Source organism: Nocardia sp. NPDC055050 (assembly GCF_053608345.1).
Genome location: NZ_JBSGVG010000024.1, coordinates 53,474 through 71,036 on the forward strand (window position 1 = coordinate 53,474; position 17,563 = coordinate 71,036).

Annotated in this window: 16 protein-coding genes (1 of these 16 only partly in view); 10 read left to right on the forward strand and 6 right to left on the reverse strand. The window is 68.8% G+C overall.

What is annotated here, in order from left to right; all coding sequences use genetic code 11:
- Together ACWGCN_RS23405 and cobM are read right to left on the reverse strand one after the other, a co-directional pair.
- Window positions 1-1,963 carry the 5' portion of a non-ribosomal peptide synthase/polyketide synthase gene (locus tag ACWGCN_RS23405; protein WP_452458115.1) on the reverse strand. It extends 42,128 nt beyond the left edge of the window, so the window shows 1,963 of its 44,091 coding nt (coding positions 1-1,963); the start codon lies at window positions 1,961-1,963; its stop codon lies beyond the left edge, outside the window.
- Window positions 1,964-2,380: 417 nt separating this feature from the next.
- Entirely contained in the window at window positions 2,381-3,124 is a 744-nt protein-coding gene (cobM, locus tag ACWGCN_RS23410) for a precorrin-4 C(11)-methyltransferase (protein WP_452458116.1), read from the reverse strand.
- A 92-nt stretch (window positions 3,125-3,216) separates the two neighbouring features.
- Between cobM and ACWGCN_RS23415 the strand changes: the two genes are divergently transcribed.
- The gene (locus ACWGCN_RS23415) at window positions 3,217-3,906 is read left to right on the forward strand and encodes a DUF3105 domain-containing protein (protein WP_378990848.1); all 690 of its coding nucleotides are present in this window, start codon (window positions 3,217-3,219) and stop codon (window positions 3,904-3,906) included.
- Here ACWGCN_RS23415 and ACWGCN_RS23420 read toward each other — a convergent pair.
- The 3 genes from ACWGCN_RS23420 to ACWGCN_RS23430 are packed head-to-tail and all read right to left on the reverse strand — an operon-like array spanning window position 3,903 to window position 6,183.
- Window positions 3,903-4,328 (reverse strand): PPOX class F420-dependent oxidoreductase, encoded by a 426-nt coding sequence (locus ACWGCN_RS23420; protein WP_379312415.1) that lies wholly within the window; start codon window positions 4,326-4,328, stop codon window positions 3,903-3,905. The two genes, ACWGCN_RS23415 and ACWGCN_RS23420, sit on opposite strands and share 4 nt — an antisense overlap.
- A 59-nt stretch (window positions 4,329-4,387) precedes the next feature.
- The gene (locus ACWGCN_RS23425; protein WP_387445765.1) at window positions 4,388-5,005 is read right to left on the reverse strand and encodes a LuxR C-terminal-related transcriptional regulator; all 618 of its coding nucleotides are present in this window, start codon (window positions 5,003-5,005) and stop codon (window positions 4,388-4,390) included.
- Window positions 5,002-6,183 (reverse strand): sensor histidine kinase, encoded by a 1,182-nt coding sequence (locus ACWGCN_RS23430; protein WP_452458122.1) that lies wholly within the window; start codon window positions 6,181-6,183, stop codon window positions 5,002-5,004. Before ACWGCN_RS23430 ends, ACWGCN_RS23425 begins: the two co-directional genes overlap by 4 nt.
- A 130-nt stretch (window positions 6,184-6,313) precedes the next feature.
- Here ACWGCN_RS23430 and ACWGCN_RS23435 point away from each other — a divergent pair, with 130 nt between their 5' ends.
- From ACWGCN_RS23435 to ACWGCN_RS23445, 3 genes are all read left to right on the forward strand, one after another.
- Window positions 6,314-7,354: an ABC transporter permease gene (locus ACWGCN_RS23435; protein ID WP_378990853.1), complete on the forward strand. Its 1,041-nt coding sequence runs from the start codon at window positions 6,314-6,316 to the stop codon at window positions 7,352-7,354.
- Between the two features lie 85 nt (window positions 7,355-7,439).
- Window positions 7,440-8,150: an ABC transporter ATP-binding protein gene (locus ACWGCN_RS23440; protein ID WP_452458117.1), complete on the forward strand. Its 711-nt coding sequence runs from the start codon at window positions 7,440-7,442 to the stop codon at window positions 8,148-8,150.
- A 102-nt stretch (window positions 8,151-8,252) separates the two neighbouring features.
- Window positions 8,253-8,666: an NYN domain-containing protein gene (locus ACWGCN_RS23445; protein WP_452458118.1), complete on the forward strand. Its 414-nt coding sequence runs from the start codon at window positions 8,253-8,255 to the stop codon at window positions 8,664-8,666.
- Here the strand turns inward: ACWGCN_RS23445 and ACWGCN_RS23450 are convergent.
- Window positions 8,663-9,262: an SACE_7040 family transcriptional regulator gene (locus tag ACWGCN_RS23450; protein WP_378990855.1), complete on the reverse strand. Its 600-nt coding sequence runs from the start codon at window positions 9,260-9,262 to the stop codon at window positions 8,663-8,665. The two genes, ACWGCN_RS23445 and ACWGCN_RS23450, sit on opposite strands and share 4 nt — an antisense overlap.
- Before the next feature lie 88 nt (window positions 9,263-9,350).
- On the opposite strand from ACWGCN_RS23450, the gene ACWGCN_RS23455 reads away from it, so the two are divergent.
- The 6 genes from ACWGCN_RS23455 to ACWGCN_RS23480 are packed head-to-tail and all read left to right on the forward strand — an operon-like array spanning window position 9,351 to window position 17,552.
- A complete protein-coding gene (locus tag ACWGCN_RS23455; RefSeq protein ID WP_379312420.1) occupies window positions 9,351-10,958 on the forward strand; it encodes a carboxyl transferase domain-containing protein in 1,608 nt (535 codons plus the stop codon).
- Between the two features lie 5 nt (window positions 10,959-10,963).
- Window positions 10,964-13,072 (forward strand): ATP-binding protein, encoded by a 2,109-nt coding sequence (locus ACWGCN_RS23460; RefSeq protein ID WP_378990859.1) that lies wholly within the window; start codon window positions 10,964-10,966, stop codon window positions 13,070-13,072.
- The gene (locus tag ACWGCN_RS23465) at window positions 13,069-14,229 is read left to right on the forward strand and encodes an acyl-CoA dehydrogenase family protein (RefSeq protein WP_266293533.1); all 1,161 of its coding nucleotides are present in this window, start codon (window positions 13,069-13,071) and stop codon (window positions 14,227-14,229) included. Before ACWGCN_RS23460 ends, ACWGCN_RS23465 begins: the two co-directional genes overlap by 4 nt.
- Window positions 14,226-14,708 (forward strand): MaoC family dehydratase, encoded by a 483-nt coding sequence (locus ACWGCN_RS23470; protein WP_449969335.1) that lies wholly within the window; start codon window positions 14,226-14,228, stop codon window positions 14,706-14,708. The genes ACWGCN_RS23465 and ACWGCN_RS23470 overlap by 4 nt, the downstream gene beginning before the upstream one ends.
- 26 nt (window positions 14,709-14,734) lie before the next feature.
- On the forward strand, window positions 14,735-15,550 hold the full coding sequence (locus ACWGCN_RS23475) for an HpcH/HpaI aldolase/citrate lyase family protein (RefSeq protein ID WP_452458119.1): 816 nt from the start codon (window positions 14,735-14,737) through the stop codon (window positions 15,548-15,550).
- Between the two features lie 58 nt (window positions 15,551-15,608).
- Window positions 15,609-17,552, forward strand: a complete 1,944-nt coding sequence (locus tag ACWGCN_RS23480; protein WP_452458120.1) for an acetoacetate--CoA ligase — start codon at window positions 15,609-15,611, stop codon at window positions 17,550-17,552.
- Window positions 17,553-17,563: the final 11 nt, after the last annotated feature.

The following is a 17,563-nucleotide window of genomic DNA, read 5'->3' on the forward strand; positions in this document are numbered from 1 at the left end:
GGTATTCGTCGAGCATCCACAGCTCTTGGTTGACGATCGCGTGGTGGGTGACCGCGACGCCCTTGGGGCGACCGGTCGAACCCGAGGTGTAGATGACGTAGGCGGTGTTGTCCGGGCGCAGCGGGGACAGGCGGTCGGCGTCGGTGAGAGCTGTGGCGTCGAAACCGGTCGTGTCGAGTCGATCGATCTCGACGCGGGCGACGGTGCCGGGCAGGTCGAGGTCGTCGCCGGTGGTGGTCAGGACGCAGACCGGTGCCGCGGACTCGAGGATGTAGGCGGTGCGGTCGGCCGGATGATCCGGGTCGATCGGCACGTACGCGCCACCGGCCCGCAGCACGGCGTGCATGCCGATGACGAGGTCGAGCGAGCGGCGCATGCCGAGCGCCACGAGCGATTCCGGGCCGACGCCGTCGGCGATCAGGAAGCGGGCCAGCCGGTTCACCTTCGCGCCGAATTCGGCGTAGGTGAGGGTTTCGCCCTCGAAGTCCAGGGCGATGTTGTCCGGGGTCAGCGGGATCTGCGCGTCGAGCAGCGCGGGCAGGGTGGTCGCGGGGACCTCGTGTGCCGCGTCGTTCCACTCGGTGAGCGAGCGTTCCAGCTCGGCCGTGCCGGTGACCGGCAGGTTCCACACCGGCAGTTCGGCGTCGGCGGCCAGGAACCGGTCGAAGAACTCCAGGAACCGGCCGTGATGGGTCTGCGCGTCGGCGGCCGAGTACAGGTTCGGGTTGGTCTCGAAGTCGATGTGGGAGCGAGTGCCACCGTGCGACTGATAGAAGTTGACGCCCAGGTCTTCGATGCTGCCCGTGGACAGCACGTTGAGCGTGCCCTCCATGTCACCGAAGCTCAGGTGGTTGTCGAACAGCATGATGTTGACCCACGGGCCGAAGAACTCCGTGGAGACCATGCCCTCGCCCGCCGAATCACGGCGGATGTCCTCGTGGCGGTAGCGCTGGTGGCGCAGGGCGCCGGAGACCTCGGTGGTCACCGAGCGCAGCAACTGCGCGACCGTGGTGTCGTGGCCCACGCGCAGGCGCAACGGGACGATGTTCGAGGTCACACCGCCCGAGCGGCGCATCACCGCGGTGGTCCGGGCGGTGACCGGGAGGCTGAGGATGACGTCGGAGGTGCCGGTGATCTGGGCCAGGTACGCCGCGAAACCGGCGATCAGCAGCGGTGCGGCGGTGCTGTCGTGCCGGGCGATCGCCGCGGTGAGCAGCTCGTCCTGGGCGGTGCTCAGCGCCGCGCTGGTGACGTCGTTGACCGGCGAGGGCGGGGCCGAGCGGCCGGTGAGGCTGCTGCCTTCTTCCAGGCCCGCTACCCGCTGGGCCCAATGCTCTTTGTCGGACTGGAAGCGGGTGCTGTCGCGGTAGACGAGCTCGGACTCGTAGAGCGCACGCAGATCGGTGGCTTTGTTCGGCGGGGCCGGGGTACCGGTGACCTCGGCGGTATAGAGCTGTGCCGTGCGGTTGACGAAGTTGTTGGCGCCGAAACCGTCGAGCACGATGTGGTGGACGCGGGCATACCAGTACCAGCGGTCATCGCTGAGCTGCAGCGCGGCGGCCTGGACGAGGCGGTCGTTGACGATGTCGAGCGGGCGGCTGTACTCGGCCCGCATCCACGCGGCGGCGGCCGCTTCGGGGTCGGCCTCGCCACGCAGATCGACATAGATCAGCGTCGCGTCCTGAGTGGGGTCGATGGTCTGCATCGGCTCACCGTCGATCTCGACGATGCGCAGCCAGCCCGATTCGAGGTCGGTGGCCGCGTCGGCGCTCGCGCGCTCGAGCACGGCGACATCGAGGCGTCCACGCAGGTCGACGTACTGGGCGATGTTGATCGGCACCTGTGGGTCGACGTGCTGCGCGTACCAGATACCCAGCTGTGCGGGCGAAAGCGGGAAGTACTCCGAGGAGCCTCCACGTCCGTCACCAGTTTCGCCGTTTCCGCCGAAATCCAGCCGGTCCAACCCAAACCTCGCTTCCGGAACACCCGGTCAGGCGCTCCCCGACGACACCGGAACGCGAGCGCCCACCTGAATAAGCGTGGCGCCCGCGTCTCGGGTTCAGTTCTCGAATCAATCAGGCAAAAATGTCCATTGGCACTATCTGTCACCCAGGCTGGTCTCGTTACACGGCCGAGACCATGCACCTGACCGTCCGGCCGCCAGCGCCGGTCTACTCGTCGCAAACCATCGCACCAATCTACCGGTGCGCTCGCCCCGCAACCAACCACCTCCATAGCCGCCGAGCATCGGCCCAGGTAAAGCCTGCGACCCACGTTTGCTGACGCTTGTCTGCGTTCTCACATCCCCGCTGGATGACCTGTGCACTGCGGCAACTGAGTGATGGATCACACCGATTGGTCTGCTGTGCTGGAGTGGGTGTTACCGGGCCCTGGCCGGGTCGTAGAGGTGCGACTGGGCGCAGTCGATGGACGTGGCCAGCGCGCGGCCGACCAGGATCACCGCGGCTTGACGCAGCCCGGCCGCCGCCACCTGATCGGCGATGTCGGACAGGGTGCCGCGCAGGACGAGCTGTTCGGGTTGGCTGGCGCGATAGACGACGGCGACGGGGCAGTCGGTGCCGTACTCGGCGACCAGCTCCTGCGCCAGCACACTGATCCGGGTGATCGCGAGATGCAGGACGAGCGTGGCACCGGTGGCGGCGAAGTTCGCCAGCGCCTCGCCGTGCGGCATCGCGGTGGAGCGCGCCTGGGTCCGGGTGAGGACTACCGACTGGACGACCTCGGGGACGGTCAGTTCGGTGCCGAGGGCCGCCGCCGCGGCCGCGTAGGCGGGAACGCCGGGGGTGATGTCCCACGCCACCTTGCGGGCGTCGAGCCTGCGGGTCTGCTCGGTGAGGGCCGAATAGAGCGAGGGATCACCCGAACACAGCCGGGCCACGTCCTTGCCCGCCTCGGTGGCGCGCACGAGGTGGTCGATGATCTGGTCCAGGTTCAGGTGCTGGGTGTCGATCAGTTCGGCGCCGGGCGCGCAGTGGGCGAGGACCTCGGGGTCGAGGTAGGTGCCCGCGTAGAGGCAGACGGGGCTGTCGCGCAGCAGGTTGACCGCTCGCACCGTGAGCAGGTCGGCGGCGCCGGGGCCTGCCCCGATGAAGTGCACAGTCATAGTCGGGAGTCTAGGAGTGCCCCCGGCGCGGGGAGACAAGTAGGTTCTGTGTCGGACGGCAGGTGTCGGCGACGAGGAGACGGGGGTCCGCGATGCGGGTTTCGAGTAGGTCCGGTGGGGTGCGCGGCGCAGGCGCTTGCGCGGTCGTGGTCGTGGCCGCCACGCTGGCGACCGGGTGCTCGGGTGAGAAGGTCGCCGGTCAGGCGACCGCCACCGCGGACAGCTTCGCCCCGTCCTCGGACAACCGTGACCCCTCGCTACAGATTCGCGGCGTCGTCGTCACCGAGATCGCGCCCGGGCAGCAGCACGTGCGGCCGAACCAGCGAGTCGCCTACCCGTCGATCCCCCCGGTGGGCGGACCGCACGACGCCCAGTGGGCGGCCTGCACCGGCGTCGTCTATTCGAAGGCCCTGCGCACCGAGAACGCGGTCCACTCGCTCGAACACGGCGCGGTGTGGATCGCCTACGACCCCGCGAAGGTGAGCGCGCAGGATCAGGCGGCGCTGAGCGCCAGGGTCACCGACCGCCAGTACACCCTCATGTCGCCCATCCCCGACATGAACCACCCGATCTCACTGCAGTCGTGGGGTCACCAGCTCACCGTCGACTCCGCCACCGACGAACGCATCGACCAGTTCGTCGTCGCCCTCCGCGAAAACCCGTACACCACCCCGGAAGTCGGCGCGACCTGCTCGTCTCCGCTCTTCGACCGCACCGACCCCCCGCCGTACGACCCCACCCCGCCCGGCCCCGACGCGGTCCCGATGACCGGCGCCCGCTAGCCCGTCATATCGAACTGCGCGATGATCTTCGTCGGCCGCACCCGCACCACGAGTTCGCCCGCGACCCCGTTGCGCTGACCGAATTCCTCCGCCTTGTCCGGACCCATGTACCGGGCGGCGATGGCGGTAGCGGTCCGCACGAGCTCATCGAGATCTTCGGACAGGGTGACCGTCCCCTGTACCTCGACCAACGCGTACGGCGGCTCCTCGAGGTCGACGCACACCGCGACCCGCGGATCACGCGCGAAAGCCCGCCCCTTGGCCGTGTTCTTACCCGTATTGAAAACCAGCTCGTCACCTTCGACGACGAACCACACCGGCGTCACCAGCGGACGCCCGTCCGCCGCGGCGAACGCCACCTTGCCCGTTCGCGTTCCATGGGAAAGAAATTCGCGCACCTTGGGATCAGACAGAGAGGCCATACGCCCAGGGTAAGCGCAGCGGCGGCGGGGGCGCCGAAGGTGAATCAGCATGTCGACAGTTAGATCGCGCCGCTTTCGCGGGCCGTGGCGACGGCGGAGGTGCGGGACTTCACGCCGAGTTTGGCGTAGATGTGGACGAGGTGGGACTTCACGGTGGTTTCGCTGAGGAAGAGTTGTTTGGCGATGTCGCGGTTGGACAGGCCTGCGGCTACCAGGCGCAGGACTTCTACTTCGCGGGGGCTCAGGGTGGTGTCGGCTCGGCGGACTCGGGTCATCAAGCGGGAGGCGACGGTTGGGGAGAGCACGCTCTCGCCCGCTGCGGCGGCGCGGACGGCGGCGAGGAGTTCGGTGGGTGGGGTGTCTTTGAGGAGGTAGCCGACGGCTCCCGCTTCGATGGCGCCGAGGATGTCGGCGTCGGTGTCGTAGTTGGTGACGACGAGGACGTTCGGCGGGGTGGGCAGGGCGCGCAGGTCGGCGGTGGCGGAGGCGCCGGAGCGACCGTCGCCGAAACGCAGGTCCATCAAGACCAGGTCGACGGGGGTGGCGGCGCAAAAGGCCACTGCCGCATCGGCATTCGCGACATCACCGACAACGGTGATGTCGGCGGCGGAGTCGAGGAGAGCGCGCAGGCCCGCACGGACGATGGCGTGATCGTCGGCGAGGAGAAGGCGGATCATGAGGCCGCGCCGAGCGGGAAGGTCACCGACACTGCGGTGTGGCCCGGTTCGGATTCGACGGTCATCGCACCGCCTTGTTGCTCGACGCGGCTGCGCATGGCGGCGAGGCCGAACGCGCCGGATCGGCGGTGGCGCAACATATCCGGCTCGATGCCGATGCCGTCGTCGACGATGTCCAAGTGCGCGTCGGTGTCGTCGTAGGTGAGGGTGACCCGCATGCGCTCAGCCTGCGCGTGCTGCACCACATTGGCTACCGCGCTCTGCGCGATCCGCACCAGCGCCGCCTCGACCGGCATCGGCAGTCGCTCCGGCTCACCCTCGACGAGCAGCTGCGTGGTCAGTGTCGGCGACTGCGCGCGCAGACAAATGCGTTCCAGCGCTTCGGCCAGTGATTGCCCGTCCAGCGCGGCGGGCGACAATTCGTCGATGAGCCTTCGGGTTTCGGCCAGGTCTTCGGCGGCGGTCTCACGCGCGAGCCGAATACGGTCCAGCGCAGGATGATCCGGTGCGGCCTGCTCAGCGCTGTGCAGGAGCAGTTGGATGCTGCTCAGGCCCTGGGCGACGGTGTCGTGGATCTCCTTCGCCAAGCGTTCGCGCTCGGCGAGCTTGCCCGCTGTCCGTTCCTGTTCCGCGAGAATCGCTCTGGTGCCGATCAATTCGTCGATCAGCCGCTCCCGCTCGACCGCCTCACGGCGCAGGGCCTGGTAGCCGAGCCCGATCCCGATCGCCACCAGCGCGCCGAGAACAGGCCCCACCACCGCACCCGCGGACCAACCACGATGCGCCGCGAACCCGATCACACCGACCGCCGTCGCCGACACCACCGCGACCAGATTCCACGGCCGTGGCAGCAGGTGCAGGTAGACGAAGAACAGCCCGAACGCCAGGTAAACCGCATCAGCGGTGAGCGTGAGCATGACCAGCCACAACACGGTCAGAGCCGCCAGCCACACCCACACCGCCGCATCGGGATACGCATGCGAACGTGAGCGCGGGAACTCGGTCCCCGCGAAATACACCAGCAACCACACCACCGTCAGCGCGACCACCGCGACACCGTGACCGCCGCCGCCGGGCAGCAACGCGCGCACCGCGACCACCACCGCCAGCACCGTCACCAGCACATGCAGGCCGAAGCGCAGGGTGGTGACCACCGGGGTCAGGGGGGACGAGTGCACGTCGACCAGCTTATGTGCGGCAACCACGCGGGCATCCATCGAAAGATGTAAACGCCGCCAGACCTTGGATGGACGGCGATTCGTGCGCCGGTGCGATGGCGTCGACGGACGAGAACGACAGAGTGGAGTCATGTTCGTCGCACTCCGAGATCTGCGGGCCGCCCGTGGCCGCTTCCTGCTCATCACCACCGTCGTGTTCTTGGTGGCGGTGCTGGTGAGCTTCCTCAGTGGCCTCACCGCTGGGCTGGCGCACCAGAACATCTCCGCTGTCCAGGGCATCGACGCCGACCGGGTCGTTTTCGCCGAAACCGGGGCCGACCCGTCGTTCGACTCCTCGGTACTCACCGAGCAGCAGATCGCGCAGTGGGAATCGGCGGACGCGACCCCGATCGGCATCTCGCGCACCAGGGCCGAGCACGCGGGTGCGAGTCCGACGCAGGTCGCGTTGTTCGGCGGCGACCCATCGGCATTCAGCAATCGCCCTGCTACCGCTCCCGGCGCCGTGGTGCTGAGTTCGGCGGCGGCTCGCGAGCTGTCGGCAGGCACCGGCGACGTCGTGCTGCTGGCAGGGCACGAGTTCACCGTCGCCGACGTCGCCGGCGACGAGTGGTACAGCCACACCCCCGTGATCTGGACGAGCCTGCAGGACTGGCAAGCGGCCAGCCCGCGCGCCGGTGCCGCGACCGTGCTCGCGGTGACCGGCGAGGCCCCCGGCGGCCTCGACGCCGAAGCAGGCACGCACTCGCTGCCCGCGAAGGATGCCGTCCAGGCGATCGGCTCCTACCAGGCCGAGAACAGCTCACTCACCCTGATGACCGTGCTGCTGTTCGCCATCTCGGCCCTGGTGATCGGCGCCTTCTTCACGGTCTGGACCGTGCAGCGCCAACCCGATATCGCCACCTTGAAGGCGCTCGGCGCGACCACCGGTTCCCTGGTCCGTGATGCCCTCGCCCAGGCCGCGATCGTCCTGACCGCGGGTGTCACGGCGGGCCTGGCGATCACCGCCCTCGCCTCACTGTTCCTGGGCGAGGCGATGCCTTTCGTGCTCAGCCCCGCGACAACCTTGGTCCCCGCGCTGGCCCTGATCGTCCTCGGCCTGGTCGGCGCCGCTGTCGCCCTGCGCTTCCTGTTCACCACCGACCCACTGACCGCGCTCGGCGCGACCCGCTGACGATCCCATGACGACCGTCGCCCGCACCGATGCCGCAGTCGCGCTGCCGATCCACCGCGCTGCGCGACCGAACGAAGGATCCACTGTGGCACTCACTCTCACCGACGTGACCCTCACCTACCCCGACGGCACCGACCGTCTCACCGCCCTCGACCGGGTGAACCTGCACGTGCCCGGCGGCACGATCGCCGCGGTGACCGGCGCGTCCGGTTCAGGAAAGTCGAGCCTGCTCGCCGTCGCCGCGACCCTGATCCGACCCGATTCGGGCACGGTCGTGCTCGACACCGAGTCCGGCACCACAGATCTCGCCACGCTGAGCCGACGAGCCGCGGCGACCGCCCGCCGCAAGTCGATGGGCATCGTCTTCCAGCAGCCGAACCTCATCCCCTCGCTGACCGCGATCGAGCAACTGGAAGTCACCGCCCACCTCGGCGGCCCGAAACGCGCATCACGCCACGCGACCAGTACCCGCGCGAGAGAACTTCTCGACGCGGTCGGCCTGACCGACCACGCCCACAAACGCCCCGCCCAGCTCTCCGGCGGCCAGCGCCAGCGCGTCAACATCGCCCGCGCCCTGATGAACGACCCGGCCCTGCTCGTCGTCGACGAACCGACCAGCGCCCTCGACTCCGAACGCGGCGCCGCGATCATCGCCCTGATCACCACCATCGCCCGCGAACACCGAGCCGCCACCATCCTGGTCACCCACGACCCGACCCACCTGCACACCATGGACGCGGTCTACCGCATGACCGACGGCCGCCTCACCACGGTCTCCGTCCCCGCGCCTGCCTGACGCCTGACCGTGCTGCCGCTGGACTCTCGGCCCCGTCATCCGCCGGGCGAGAGTCCAGCGCGCCCGTTCGGCGCAGCCGACGACGGCGGGCAGACTGGGTCGATGAGCGATCCGAGGCATCTCGTCGTGGTGGATGCGGCCAATGTGATCGGGTCGCGCGCCAACGGATGGTGGAAGGACAGGGCGGGTGCTGCTCGGCGATTTCTCGCCGACGTGGCGGACCTGACTACCCGGCTTCCTGACAACACCGAAGTCACGGTCGTCCTCGAAGGGGCGGCCAAGGCCGCTGCCGACGGTGCCGCGCCCGCCGCGCCGCGGATGGAGGTGGTCCTCGCCGAGCGCTCGGGCGACGACAAGATCGTGGACGTGGTCGCCGGGGCCGACTCCTACGAACGGATCACGGTCGTCACCGCCGACCGCGAGCTCCGCACCCGTGTCGAAGCCCACGGCGCCGAATCCGTCGGCCCCGGCTGGCTCCGGAACCAGCTCGACCGACCCGGCGCCGAAGCGAACTAGCCGGCCGTCAATGCCGCCAGGGCCATCTGCCGCAGCACCGGCCGGGCCCTCGACGCACTCGCCGCGGAGGCGCTGTGCGGGGTCGAGTTGATCAGGCCGAAGGCGGCGTGGGCTTGGATGCGGGCGGTTTCCTCGGGGAGCCCGGGGGTCAGTTCGCGCAGGACACCAACCCAGATCTCGACGTACTGGCGCTGGGTGCGACGCAGGACACGGCGGTCGTTGGCGGGGACATTGTCGAGGTCGCGGTCCTGGATGCGGATGAGCTCGGGGTTGCCGAAGGCGAAGTCGAGGTGGAAGTCGACCAGCGCGGTCAGCGCCGCAACGGCCGACGGCGATTCGTCGACGACGGCGCGACCGCCCGACAGCAGGCGCTCACTGATGCCGACCAGGAGTTCGACCAGCAGCGCCTCTTTGTTCGCGAAGTGCCGGTAGACGGCGGGGCCGCTGATGCCGACCGCCGCGCCGAGGTCGTCGAGCCGCACGCCGAAGAAGCCGCGGTCGGCGATGAGACGGGCGCCCGCGGCCAGCAACTGCTCGCGCCGCTGGGCCTTGAGCTGCTCGCGGCGGGTCGCCTGGACAGGCTCGGTAGTCGACATCGTGGCCGCCCCCTCTGGACAACTTGGTTAGTCAAGATTAACCTGAATTTCAGTTATTATCGATTAACCGAATGGGAAGAGTGGCGTGATGACGGTTACGCACGAGACCGAAGACGGCACCGTGGCCGCGACGAGCAACCGGGACGCGCACGGCGCCCTGGTCGCGGATCTGCGGCAGCGGCTGGCCACGGCCGCCCTCGGTGGTCCGCAGAAGTCCCGCGAACGGCACGTGGCCAGGGGCAAGCTGCTCCCCCGCGAGCGCGTCGACCAATTGCTCGACCCCGGTAGTCCGTTCCTCGAACTGTCCCCGCTGGCGGCCAACGGCATCTACGGCGACGAGTGCCCCGGCGCCGGCGTGATCGCCGGCATAGGCCGCATCGCGGGCCGCGAGTGCCTGATCCTGGCCAACGACGCGACGGTCAAGGGCGGCACCTACTACCCGATCTCGGTGAAGAAGCACCTGCGCGCGCAGGAGGTGGCCGCGCAGAACAACCTGCCGTGCGTGTATCTCGTGGACTCCGGCGGCGCTTTCCTGCCGCACCAGGACGAGGTGTTCCCCGACCGCGAGCACTTCGGCCGCATCTTCTTCAACCAGGCGAACATGAGCGCCAAGGGCATCGCCCAGATCGCGGCGGTGATGGGTTCGTGCACCGCCGGTGGCGCGTACGTGCCCGCGATGGCCGACGAGGCCGTGATCGTGCGCGACCAGGGCACCATCTTCCTGGGCGGCCCGCCCCTGGTGAAGGCGGCGACCGGCGAGATCGTCACCGCCGAGGACCTCGGCGGCGGCCTGCTGCACTCACGCACCTCCGGGGTCACCGATCACCTGGCCGACGACGACCGCGACGCACTGCGGATCGTCCGCAATATCGTCGCCACGCTGGGCCCGCGCCCCGAAGCACCGTGGGAGGTCCTGCCGAGTACCCCGCCCGCCAAAGCCGAGGACGAGCTCTACGACGTGGTCCCCGTCGACCCGCGCACGCCCTACGACGTGCACGAGGTGATCGACCGGATCATCGACGGCGAGAGCGGCTTCCAGGAGTTCAAGGCCGAATACGGCAAAACCCTGATCACCGGGTTCGCCCGCATTCACGGCCATCCGGTGGGCATCGTCGCCAACAACGGCGTGCTGTTCGCCGAATCCGCCATGAAGGGCGCGCATTTCATCGAGCTGTGCGACAAGCGCAAGATCCCACTGCTGTTCCTGCAGAACATCACCGGCTTCATGGTCGGCCGTGACTACGAGGCCGGCGGCATCGCCAAGCACGGCGCGAAGATGGTCACCGCGGTCGCGTGCGCGCGGGTGCCGAAGCTCACGGTCGTGATCGGCGGGTCCTACGGCGCGGGCAACTACTCCATGTGCGGGCGCGCGTATTCGCCACGCTTCCTGTGGATGTGGCCCAACGCGCGCATCTCGGTGATGGGTGGCGAACAGGCCGCGTCGGTGCTGTCGACGGTGCGCGGTGATCAGCTCGACAGCGCGGGCAAGCCGTGGTCCGAGGCGGATCAGGAGGCGTTCAAGGCCCCGATCCGCGAACAGTACGAGACCCAGGGCAACCCCTACTACGCGACCGCGCGCCTCTGGGACGACGGCGTGATCGCGCCGACCGATACCAGAACCGTGCTCGGTCTTGCCCTTTCGGTGTGCGCGCAAGCGCCGCTCGAACCCGTTTCCTACGGCGTCTTCCGGATGTGAGCGACATGCTGAACAAGAACCATCTCGTCGAATTCGACACCGTCCTGGTCGCCAACCGCGGCGAGATCGCGGTGCGTGTGATCAAGACCCTGCGCGACATGGGCATTCGCTCGGTCGCGGTGTACAGCGACGCCGATGCCGACGCGCGCCACGTGCGTGAGGCCGATGTCGCGGTGCGGCTCGGACCGGCGCCGGCGCGCGAGAGCTACCTGTCGATCGAGAAGGTCGTCGATGCCGCCGTACGTTCGGGCGCGCAGGCGGTACACCCGGGTTATGGCTTCCTGTCGGAGAATTCGGCCTTCGCGGCGGCACTGGCCGATGCGGGCATCGTGTTCCTCGGCCCGCCGGCCAAGGCCATCGAGGTGATGGGCGACAAGATCACCGCGAAGAAGACGGTGACGGCGTTCGGGGTTCCGGTGGTGCCCGGCATCGCCGAACCCGGCCTGACCGATGACCAATTGATCGCCGCCGCAACGGACATCGGTTACCCGGTGCTGGTGAAGCCGTCGGCAGGCGGTGGCGGCAAGGGCATGCGCCGGGTCACCGACCCCGCCGATCTGCCCGCCGCGCTGGTGAGTGCCCGGCGCGAAGCCGCTGCCGCGTTCGGCGACGACACCCTGTTCCTGGAGCGGTTCGTCAACCGGCCCCGCCATATCGAGGTGCAGATCCTGGCCGACAAGTTCGGCAATGTGGTGCACCTGGGTGAGCGCGAATGCAGCTTGCAGCGCAGGCATCAGAAGGTGATCGAGGAGGCTCCCTCGCCGCTGCTGGACGCGCAGACCAGGGCCCGGATCGGCACCGCCGCCTGCAATACCGCCCGCAGCGTGGACTACGTGGGCGCGGGCACCGTAGAGTTCATCGTCTCGGCCGACCAGCCCGACGAGTTCTTCTTCATGGAGATGAACACCCGTCTGCAGGTGGAGCATCCGGTGACCGAGATGGTCACCGGTGTCGACCTGGTGGAATGCCAGGTGCGGGTCGCCGCGGGCCAGAAGCTGGCGCGCACCCAGGACGAGATCCACCTCGTCGGGCACGCGATCGAAGCACGGGTCTACGCGGAGGACCCGGGTCGCGGGTTCCTGCCGACCGGCGGTGCCGTGCTGGCGCTGTCGGAGCCGGAAGGCGCCGGCGTGCGGGTGGATTCGGGGCTCTCGGTGGGCACCGTGGTCGGTAGCGACTACGACCCGATGCTGTCGAAGGTGATCGCGCGCGGCAATACTCGCGCCGACGCGCTCGCCGCGCTGGACCGCGCGTTGGAACAGACCGTGTTGCTTGGCGTGACAAGCAATATCGAATTCTTGCGTTTCCTGCTCGCCGACGACGATGTACAGGCCGGCCGTCTCGACACCGCGCTGTTGGATCGCCGCGTCGCCGACTTCGTACCCGCCGAGGTGACCGACGACGAATTCATCGCCGCCGCGACACATCACTGGTTGCGACGCTGGCCCGCCACCGGCGGCGACCCCTGGTCGACCCCGTCGGGATGGCGCCTCGGCGAACCCGCCCCGACATCGATCAGACTGTCCGCGGGCGACCAGGCGCGCCACGTGTTCATCACCGGCACACCGGCTTCGGCGACCGTGTGGCTCGACGAGCCGGAGTCCGGCGAACCGGCGAGTCACCCCGAACCGCGCACGCTCACCGCCACCGTCTCGGCCGACGGTCTCGCGTCGACGCTCGACGGGCTGCGACGCACCTACCGCATCGCCGAGGCCGACGGCCAGCTGTGGGTGAGCCACGACGGCGGGCTCGCCGTGCTGCGCGAGGTCGCCGAGGCGAGCGTGCGTGGCGACGCCGCCCACGTCGGTGACGCCGAAATCCGCAGTCCCATGCCGGGTTCGGTGATCGCCACGCCGGTCGAGAACGGCGCGACCGTCGCCGTCGGCGATCCGGTGATCGTGATCGAGGCCATGAAGATGGAGCACGCGCTCACCGCGCCGGTGGCAGGCACGGTGGAGGTGCTCGCCCTCCCCGGCGCCCAGGTGAAACTGGACCAGGTGCTGGTGCGCGTCATCGCCCACCCCGCAGAAACCGTCGTCGCCGCAGCCGCGACCGAACCCGCCGTCGCCGAGACCGCCGCGGCACCGACCGAGCCCGAAGGAACCCCCGCATGACCGACTACCTGTCCACCGGTTCGCTGCCGGAGGAATACCGCCAGCTCGCCCTCACCGTGCGCGATTTCGCCAACCAGGTCGTCGCGCCGGTGTCGGCGAAACACGATGCCGAACACAGCTTTCCGTACGAGGTCGTGGCGGGTATGGCCGAGATGGGCCTGTTCGGCCTGCCGTTCCCCGAGGAGTTCGGCGGCATGGGCGGCGACTACTTCGCCCTGTGCCTGGCGCTCGAGGAACTCGGCAAGATCGACCAGAGCGTGGCCATCACCCTCGAGGCGGGGGTGTCGCTGGGCGCCATGCCGATCTACCGCTTCGGCAACGACAAGCAGCGCACCGAATGGCTGCCCCAGCTCACCAGCGGGCAGGCGCTGGCGGGCTTCGGACTCACCGAACCCGACGCGGGCAGCGACGCGGGCGGCACCAGGACCACCGCCGTGCAGGACGGCGAGAGCTGGGTGATCAACGGCAGCAAGCAGTTCATCACCAACTCCGGCACCGACATCACCCGCCTGGTGACCGTCACCGCGGTCACCGGACAGGCAGGCGGCAAGAAGGAGATCTCCACCATCCTGGTGCCGACCTCCACCCCGGGTTTCGTGGCCGAGCCCGCCTACAACAAGGTCGGCTGGAACGCCTCCGACACCCACCCGCTGAGCTTCACCGACGTGCGGGTGCCACAGGAGAACCTGCTCGGCGAGCGCGGTCGCGGCTACGCCAACTTCCTGCGCATCCTCGACGAGGGCCGCATCGCCATCGCCGCGCTGGCCGTCGGCGCCGCGCAGGGCTGTGTGGACGAGAGCGTGCGCTACGCGGGTGAACGCCAGGCCTTCGGACAGGCGATCGGCCGCAATCAGGCCATCGCGTTCAAGATCGCCCGGATGGAGGCGCGGGCCCACGTCGCGCGCACCGCCTACTACGACGCCGCCGCGCTGATGCTGGCGGGCAAGCCGTTCAAGAAGGCCGCCTCGATCGCGAAGATGGTCGCCAGCGAGGCCGCGATGGACAACGCCCGCGACGCCACCCAGATCTTCGGCGGCAACGGCTTCATGAACGAATACCCGGTGTCGAGGCACTACCGTGACAGCAAGATCCTGGAAATCGGCGAGGGCACCACGGAGGTACAGCTGATGCTGATCGCAAGGGAGCTGGGTCTGTGAGCGAAGTCAGGCGGGTGGTCCAGCGCGGGCTGTGGTTCGAGGAGTTCGAGATCGGCACGATCTACGAGCACCGGCCCGGCCGCACCATCACCGAGGCCGACAATGTCCTGTTCACCACGCTGACCATGAACACCCAGGCCCTGCACCTGGACGCGGCCTTCGCCGACGCGCAGCCGCCGTTCAACCAGCGCCTGGTGAACTCGATGTTCACGCTGTCGACGCTGGTCGGGCTCTCCGTCGCCCAGCTCACCCAGGGCACCCTGGTCGGCAACCTCGGTTTCTCCGAGATGACCACGCCCGCACCGCTGTTCCACGGCGACACCATGTACGCGGAAACGCTGGTCACCGACAAGCGCGAATCCAAGAGCCGTCCCGGCGAGGGCATCGTCAGCCTGGCCCACACCGCACGCAACCAGCACGGCGTGATCGTGGCGACCGCGATACGCAAGACACTGGTCCGCAAGGCGCCGCAGGCATGAGCGGCCACCCGCCGAAAGGACGCAGTATGAGCTGGCAGCCGAGTGGTCCCGCGTGGCTGTTCTGCCCGGCCGATCGCCCCGAACGCTTCGCCAAGGCCGCCGCGGTGGCCGATGTGGTGATCCTCGATCTCGAGGACGGTGTCGCGGCGGGTGACAAGACCGCGGCCAGGCAGGCGCTCATCGACACCCCGCTCGACCCGCAGCACACCGTGATTCGGGTCAACGCGGCCGGCACCGACGACTACGCGGCCGATCTGGCCGCGCTCGCGCAGACCGCCTACCGCCGGGTCATGCTGCCCAAATGCGAGTCGGCCGACCAGGTTCGCAGCCTCGACGGCTACGAAGTGATCGTGCTGGTCGAATCGCCGCTCGGCGCGGTGCGGATCACCGAGTCGGTGCAGGCAGACAATGCCATCGGCGTGATGTGGGGTGCCGAGGATCTGGTCGCCGGACTCGGTGGCAACTCGAGCAGGCACGCCGACGGCAGCTACCGCGATGTCGCCCGTCAGGTGCGTTCATCGACGCTGCTGGCGGCCAAGGCCTTCGGGCGCTTCGCGCTGGACTCGGTGTACCTCGACATCAAGGATCTCGACGGCCTCGCCGCGGAGACGAGCGATGCGGTCGCCGTCGGATTCGACGCCAAGGTCGCCATCCACCCGAGTCAGGTCGCCGTGATCCGCGATGGCTACGCACCCGACCCCACCGAGCTCGACTGGGCGCATCGAGTGCTGGCGGAGGTGCCCAACCATCGCGGCGTCTTCGCGTTCGAGGGCCGTATGGTCGACGCACCGGTGCTCCGGCATGCCGAACAGATCGTCCGGCGCGCAGGCGTGCCCAGCTGATCATCGGGTAATCCACCCCCCGATACACGAAGTAGTCCAGTTCGAGGAGGACATCGGAGTGCAACCGCAATGGGTACCGAGCGCGCAGGACATCGCGTCGGCCCGAATCACCGACTTCGCCGCCTTCGTCACCACGCGAACCGGCGACCCGTACCCCGACTACCAGGCCCTGTGGCAGTGGTCGGTGGACGACGTCGCCGGCTTCTGGCAGGCCGTGTGGGACTACTTCGAGCTCGGCGAGACGGCCGGCGAGGTGCTCGGCTCGCGGGAGATGCCGGGCGCGCAATGGTTTCCCGGCACCCGGCTGAACTATGTCGACCAGATCATCCGGATGGCCCAGTTCGGCCGCCCCGCGGTGATCGCCCTGCACGAAGAAGCCGAGCCGCGGGAGGTGTCGTGGGCCGAATTGATCGAGCAGGTCACGGTTTTCGCGCGCACCTTGCGTGAGCAGGGCGTCGAGGCGGGCGACCGGGTGGTGGGCTACCTGCCCAATATTCCGGAAGCGATCGTCGCCTTCCTCGCCACCGCCAGTATCGGCGCGGTGTGGAGCGCCTGTGGTCAGGACTACTCGGCCAAGGCCGCGCTGGACCGGCTCGGCCAGCTCGACCCGACGGTGCTGGTCACCGCCGACGGCTACCGGTTCGGCGGCAAGGAACACGACAAACGGGCCGACATCGCGGCACTGCGCGACGGGCTGCCCGGCCTGCGCGCCACCGTCGTCGTCTCGCAACTCGGACGCGAGGTACCCGACACGCTGTCCTGGACGGACTCGGTCGCCGATGCCGGACTCGGTGTGATCGAAACCGTCCCCGTCGATTTCGATCATCCGCTGTGGATCGTGTTCTCCTCCGGCACCACCGGGCTGCCCAAGGGCATCGTCCACGGCCACGGCGGCGTGCTGCTCGAGCATCTGAAAGCCGTAGCGCTGCAATCGAACATGGGCCCCGAGGACACGTTCTTCTGGTACACCAGCCCGAGCTGGATGATGTGGAACTTCCAGGTAGCGGGTCTGCTCACCGGCACCACCGTCGTCACCTACGACGGCAGCCCGACCGCGGGCGGGCCGGATGCGCTGTGGCGCATCGCCGCCCAGGTGGGCGCCACCGTTTTCGGGACCAGCCCCGGCTATGTTCTCGGCTGTGTCAAGGCGGGATCGGTGCCACGCGCCGAGCACGACCTCTCGGCCCTGCGCTCCGTGGGTATCACCGGTTCGTCGCTACCGGTGTCGAGCGCGCTGTGGCTGAACGAGAATGCCGGAGAGCATGTTCAGGTGAACTCGATCAGCGGCGGCACCGATGTGGTGTCGGCGTTCGTCGGTGGCGCCCCGACCGTGCCGGTATGGCCGGGTGAGCTGTCGGCGCCGTATCTCGGCGTCGCCCTCGATGCCTTCGACGAGCGGGGCAACCCCGTGCGCGGCGAGGTCGGCGAGCTGGTGGTCACCGCGCCGATGCCGTCGATGCCGGTGAGCTTCTGGCGCGACGACGACGGAAAGCGCTACCACGCGGCCTATTTCGACACCTACCCCGGCGTATGGCGCCACGGCGACTGGATCACCCTCACCGAACACGGCAGCATCGTCGTGCACGGTCGCTCCGATTCGACGCTCAACCGCCACGGCATCCGCATGGGCAGCGCCGACATCTACCAGGTCGTCGAACAGTTTCCGGAGATCGCCGAGGCCCTGGTGATCGGCGCCGAGCAACCCGACGGCGGCTACTGGATGCCCCTGTTCGTCGTGCTCGCCCCCGGCGCGGTACTCACCGAAGACCTGAAAACCCGTCTCGCCACCGCGATCCGCACCGAGGTCTCCCCGCGCCACGTTCCCGACGAGATCCGCGAAGCCCCCGGCATCCCCCACACCCGAACCGGCAAGAAGCTGGAAGTCCCCATCAAAAAGCTTTTCCAGGGCGCCGATCCCGCTCGCGTCGTCGAACGCAGCGCCGTCGACGACCCCGCACTCCTCGACTGGTATGCCCGGATAAGCCCACCCGACAAGGGCTAATACACTTGAAC

Coding starts and splice junctions, on each gene's coding strand:
- ACWGCN_RS23435 (WP_378990853.1), top strand. CDS start 6,314: ATGTTCGTCGCACTCCGAGATCTGCGGGCCGCCCGTGGCCGCTTCCTG.
- ACWGCN_RS23450 (WP_378990855.1), bottom strand. CDS start 9,262: ATGTCGACTACCGAGCCTGTCCAGGCGACCCGCCGCGAGCAGCTCAAG.
- ACWGCN_RS23455 (WP_379312420.1), top strand. CDS start 9,351: ATGACGGTTACGCACGAGACCGAAGACGGCACCGTGGCCGCGACGAGC.
- cobM (WP_452458116.1), bottom strand. CDS start 3,124: ATGACTGTGCACTTCATCGGGGCAGGCCCCGGCGCCGCCGACCTGCTC.
- ACWGCN_RS23465 (WP_266293533.1), top strand. CDS start 13,069: ATGACCGACTACCTGTCCACCGGTTCGCTGCCGGAGGAATACCGCCAG.
- ACWGCN_RS23415 (WP_378990848.1), top strand. CDS start 3,217: ATGCGGGTTTCGAGTAGGTCCGGTGGGGTGCGCGGCGCAGGCGCTTGC.
- ACWGCN_RS23445 (WP_452458118.1), top strand. CDS start 8,253: ATGAGCGATCCGAGGCATCTCGTCGTGGTGGATGCGGCCAATGTGATC.
- ACWGCN_RS23425 (WP_387445765.1), bottom strand. CDS start 5,005: ATGATCCGCCTTCTCCTCGCCGACGATCACGCCATCGTCCGTGCGGGC.
- ACWGCN_RS23420 (WP_379312415.1), bottom strand. CDS start 4,328: ATGGCCTCTCTGTCTGATCCCAAGGTGCGCGAATTTCTTTCCCATGGA.
- ACWGCN_RS23460 (WP_378990859.1), top strand. CDS start 10,964: ATGCTGAACAAGAACCATCTCGTCGAATTCGACACCGTCCTGGTCGCC.
- ACWGCN_RS23475 (WP_452458119.1), top strand. CDS start 14,735: ATGAGCTGGCAGCCGAGTGGTCCCGCGTGGCTGTTCTGCCCGGCCGAT.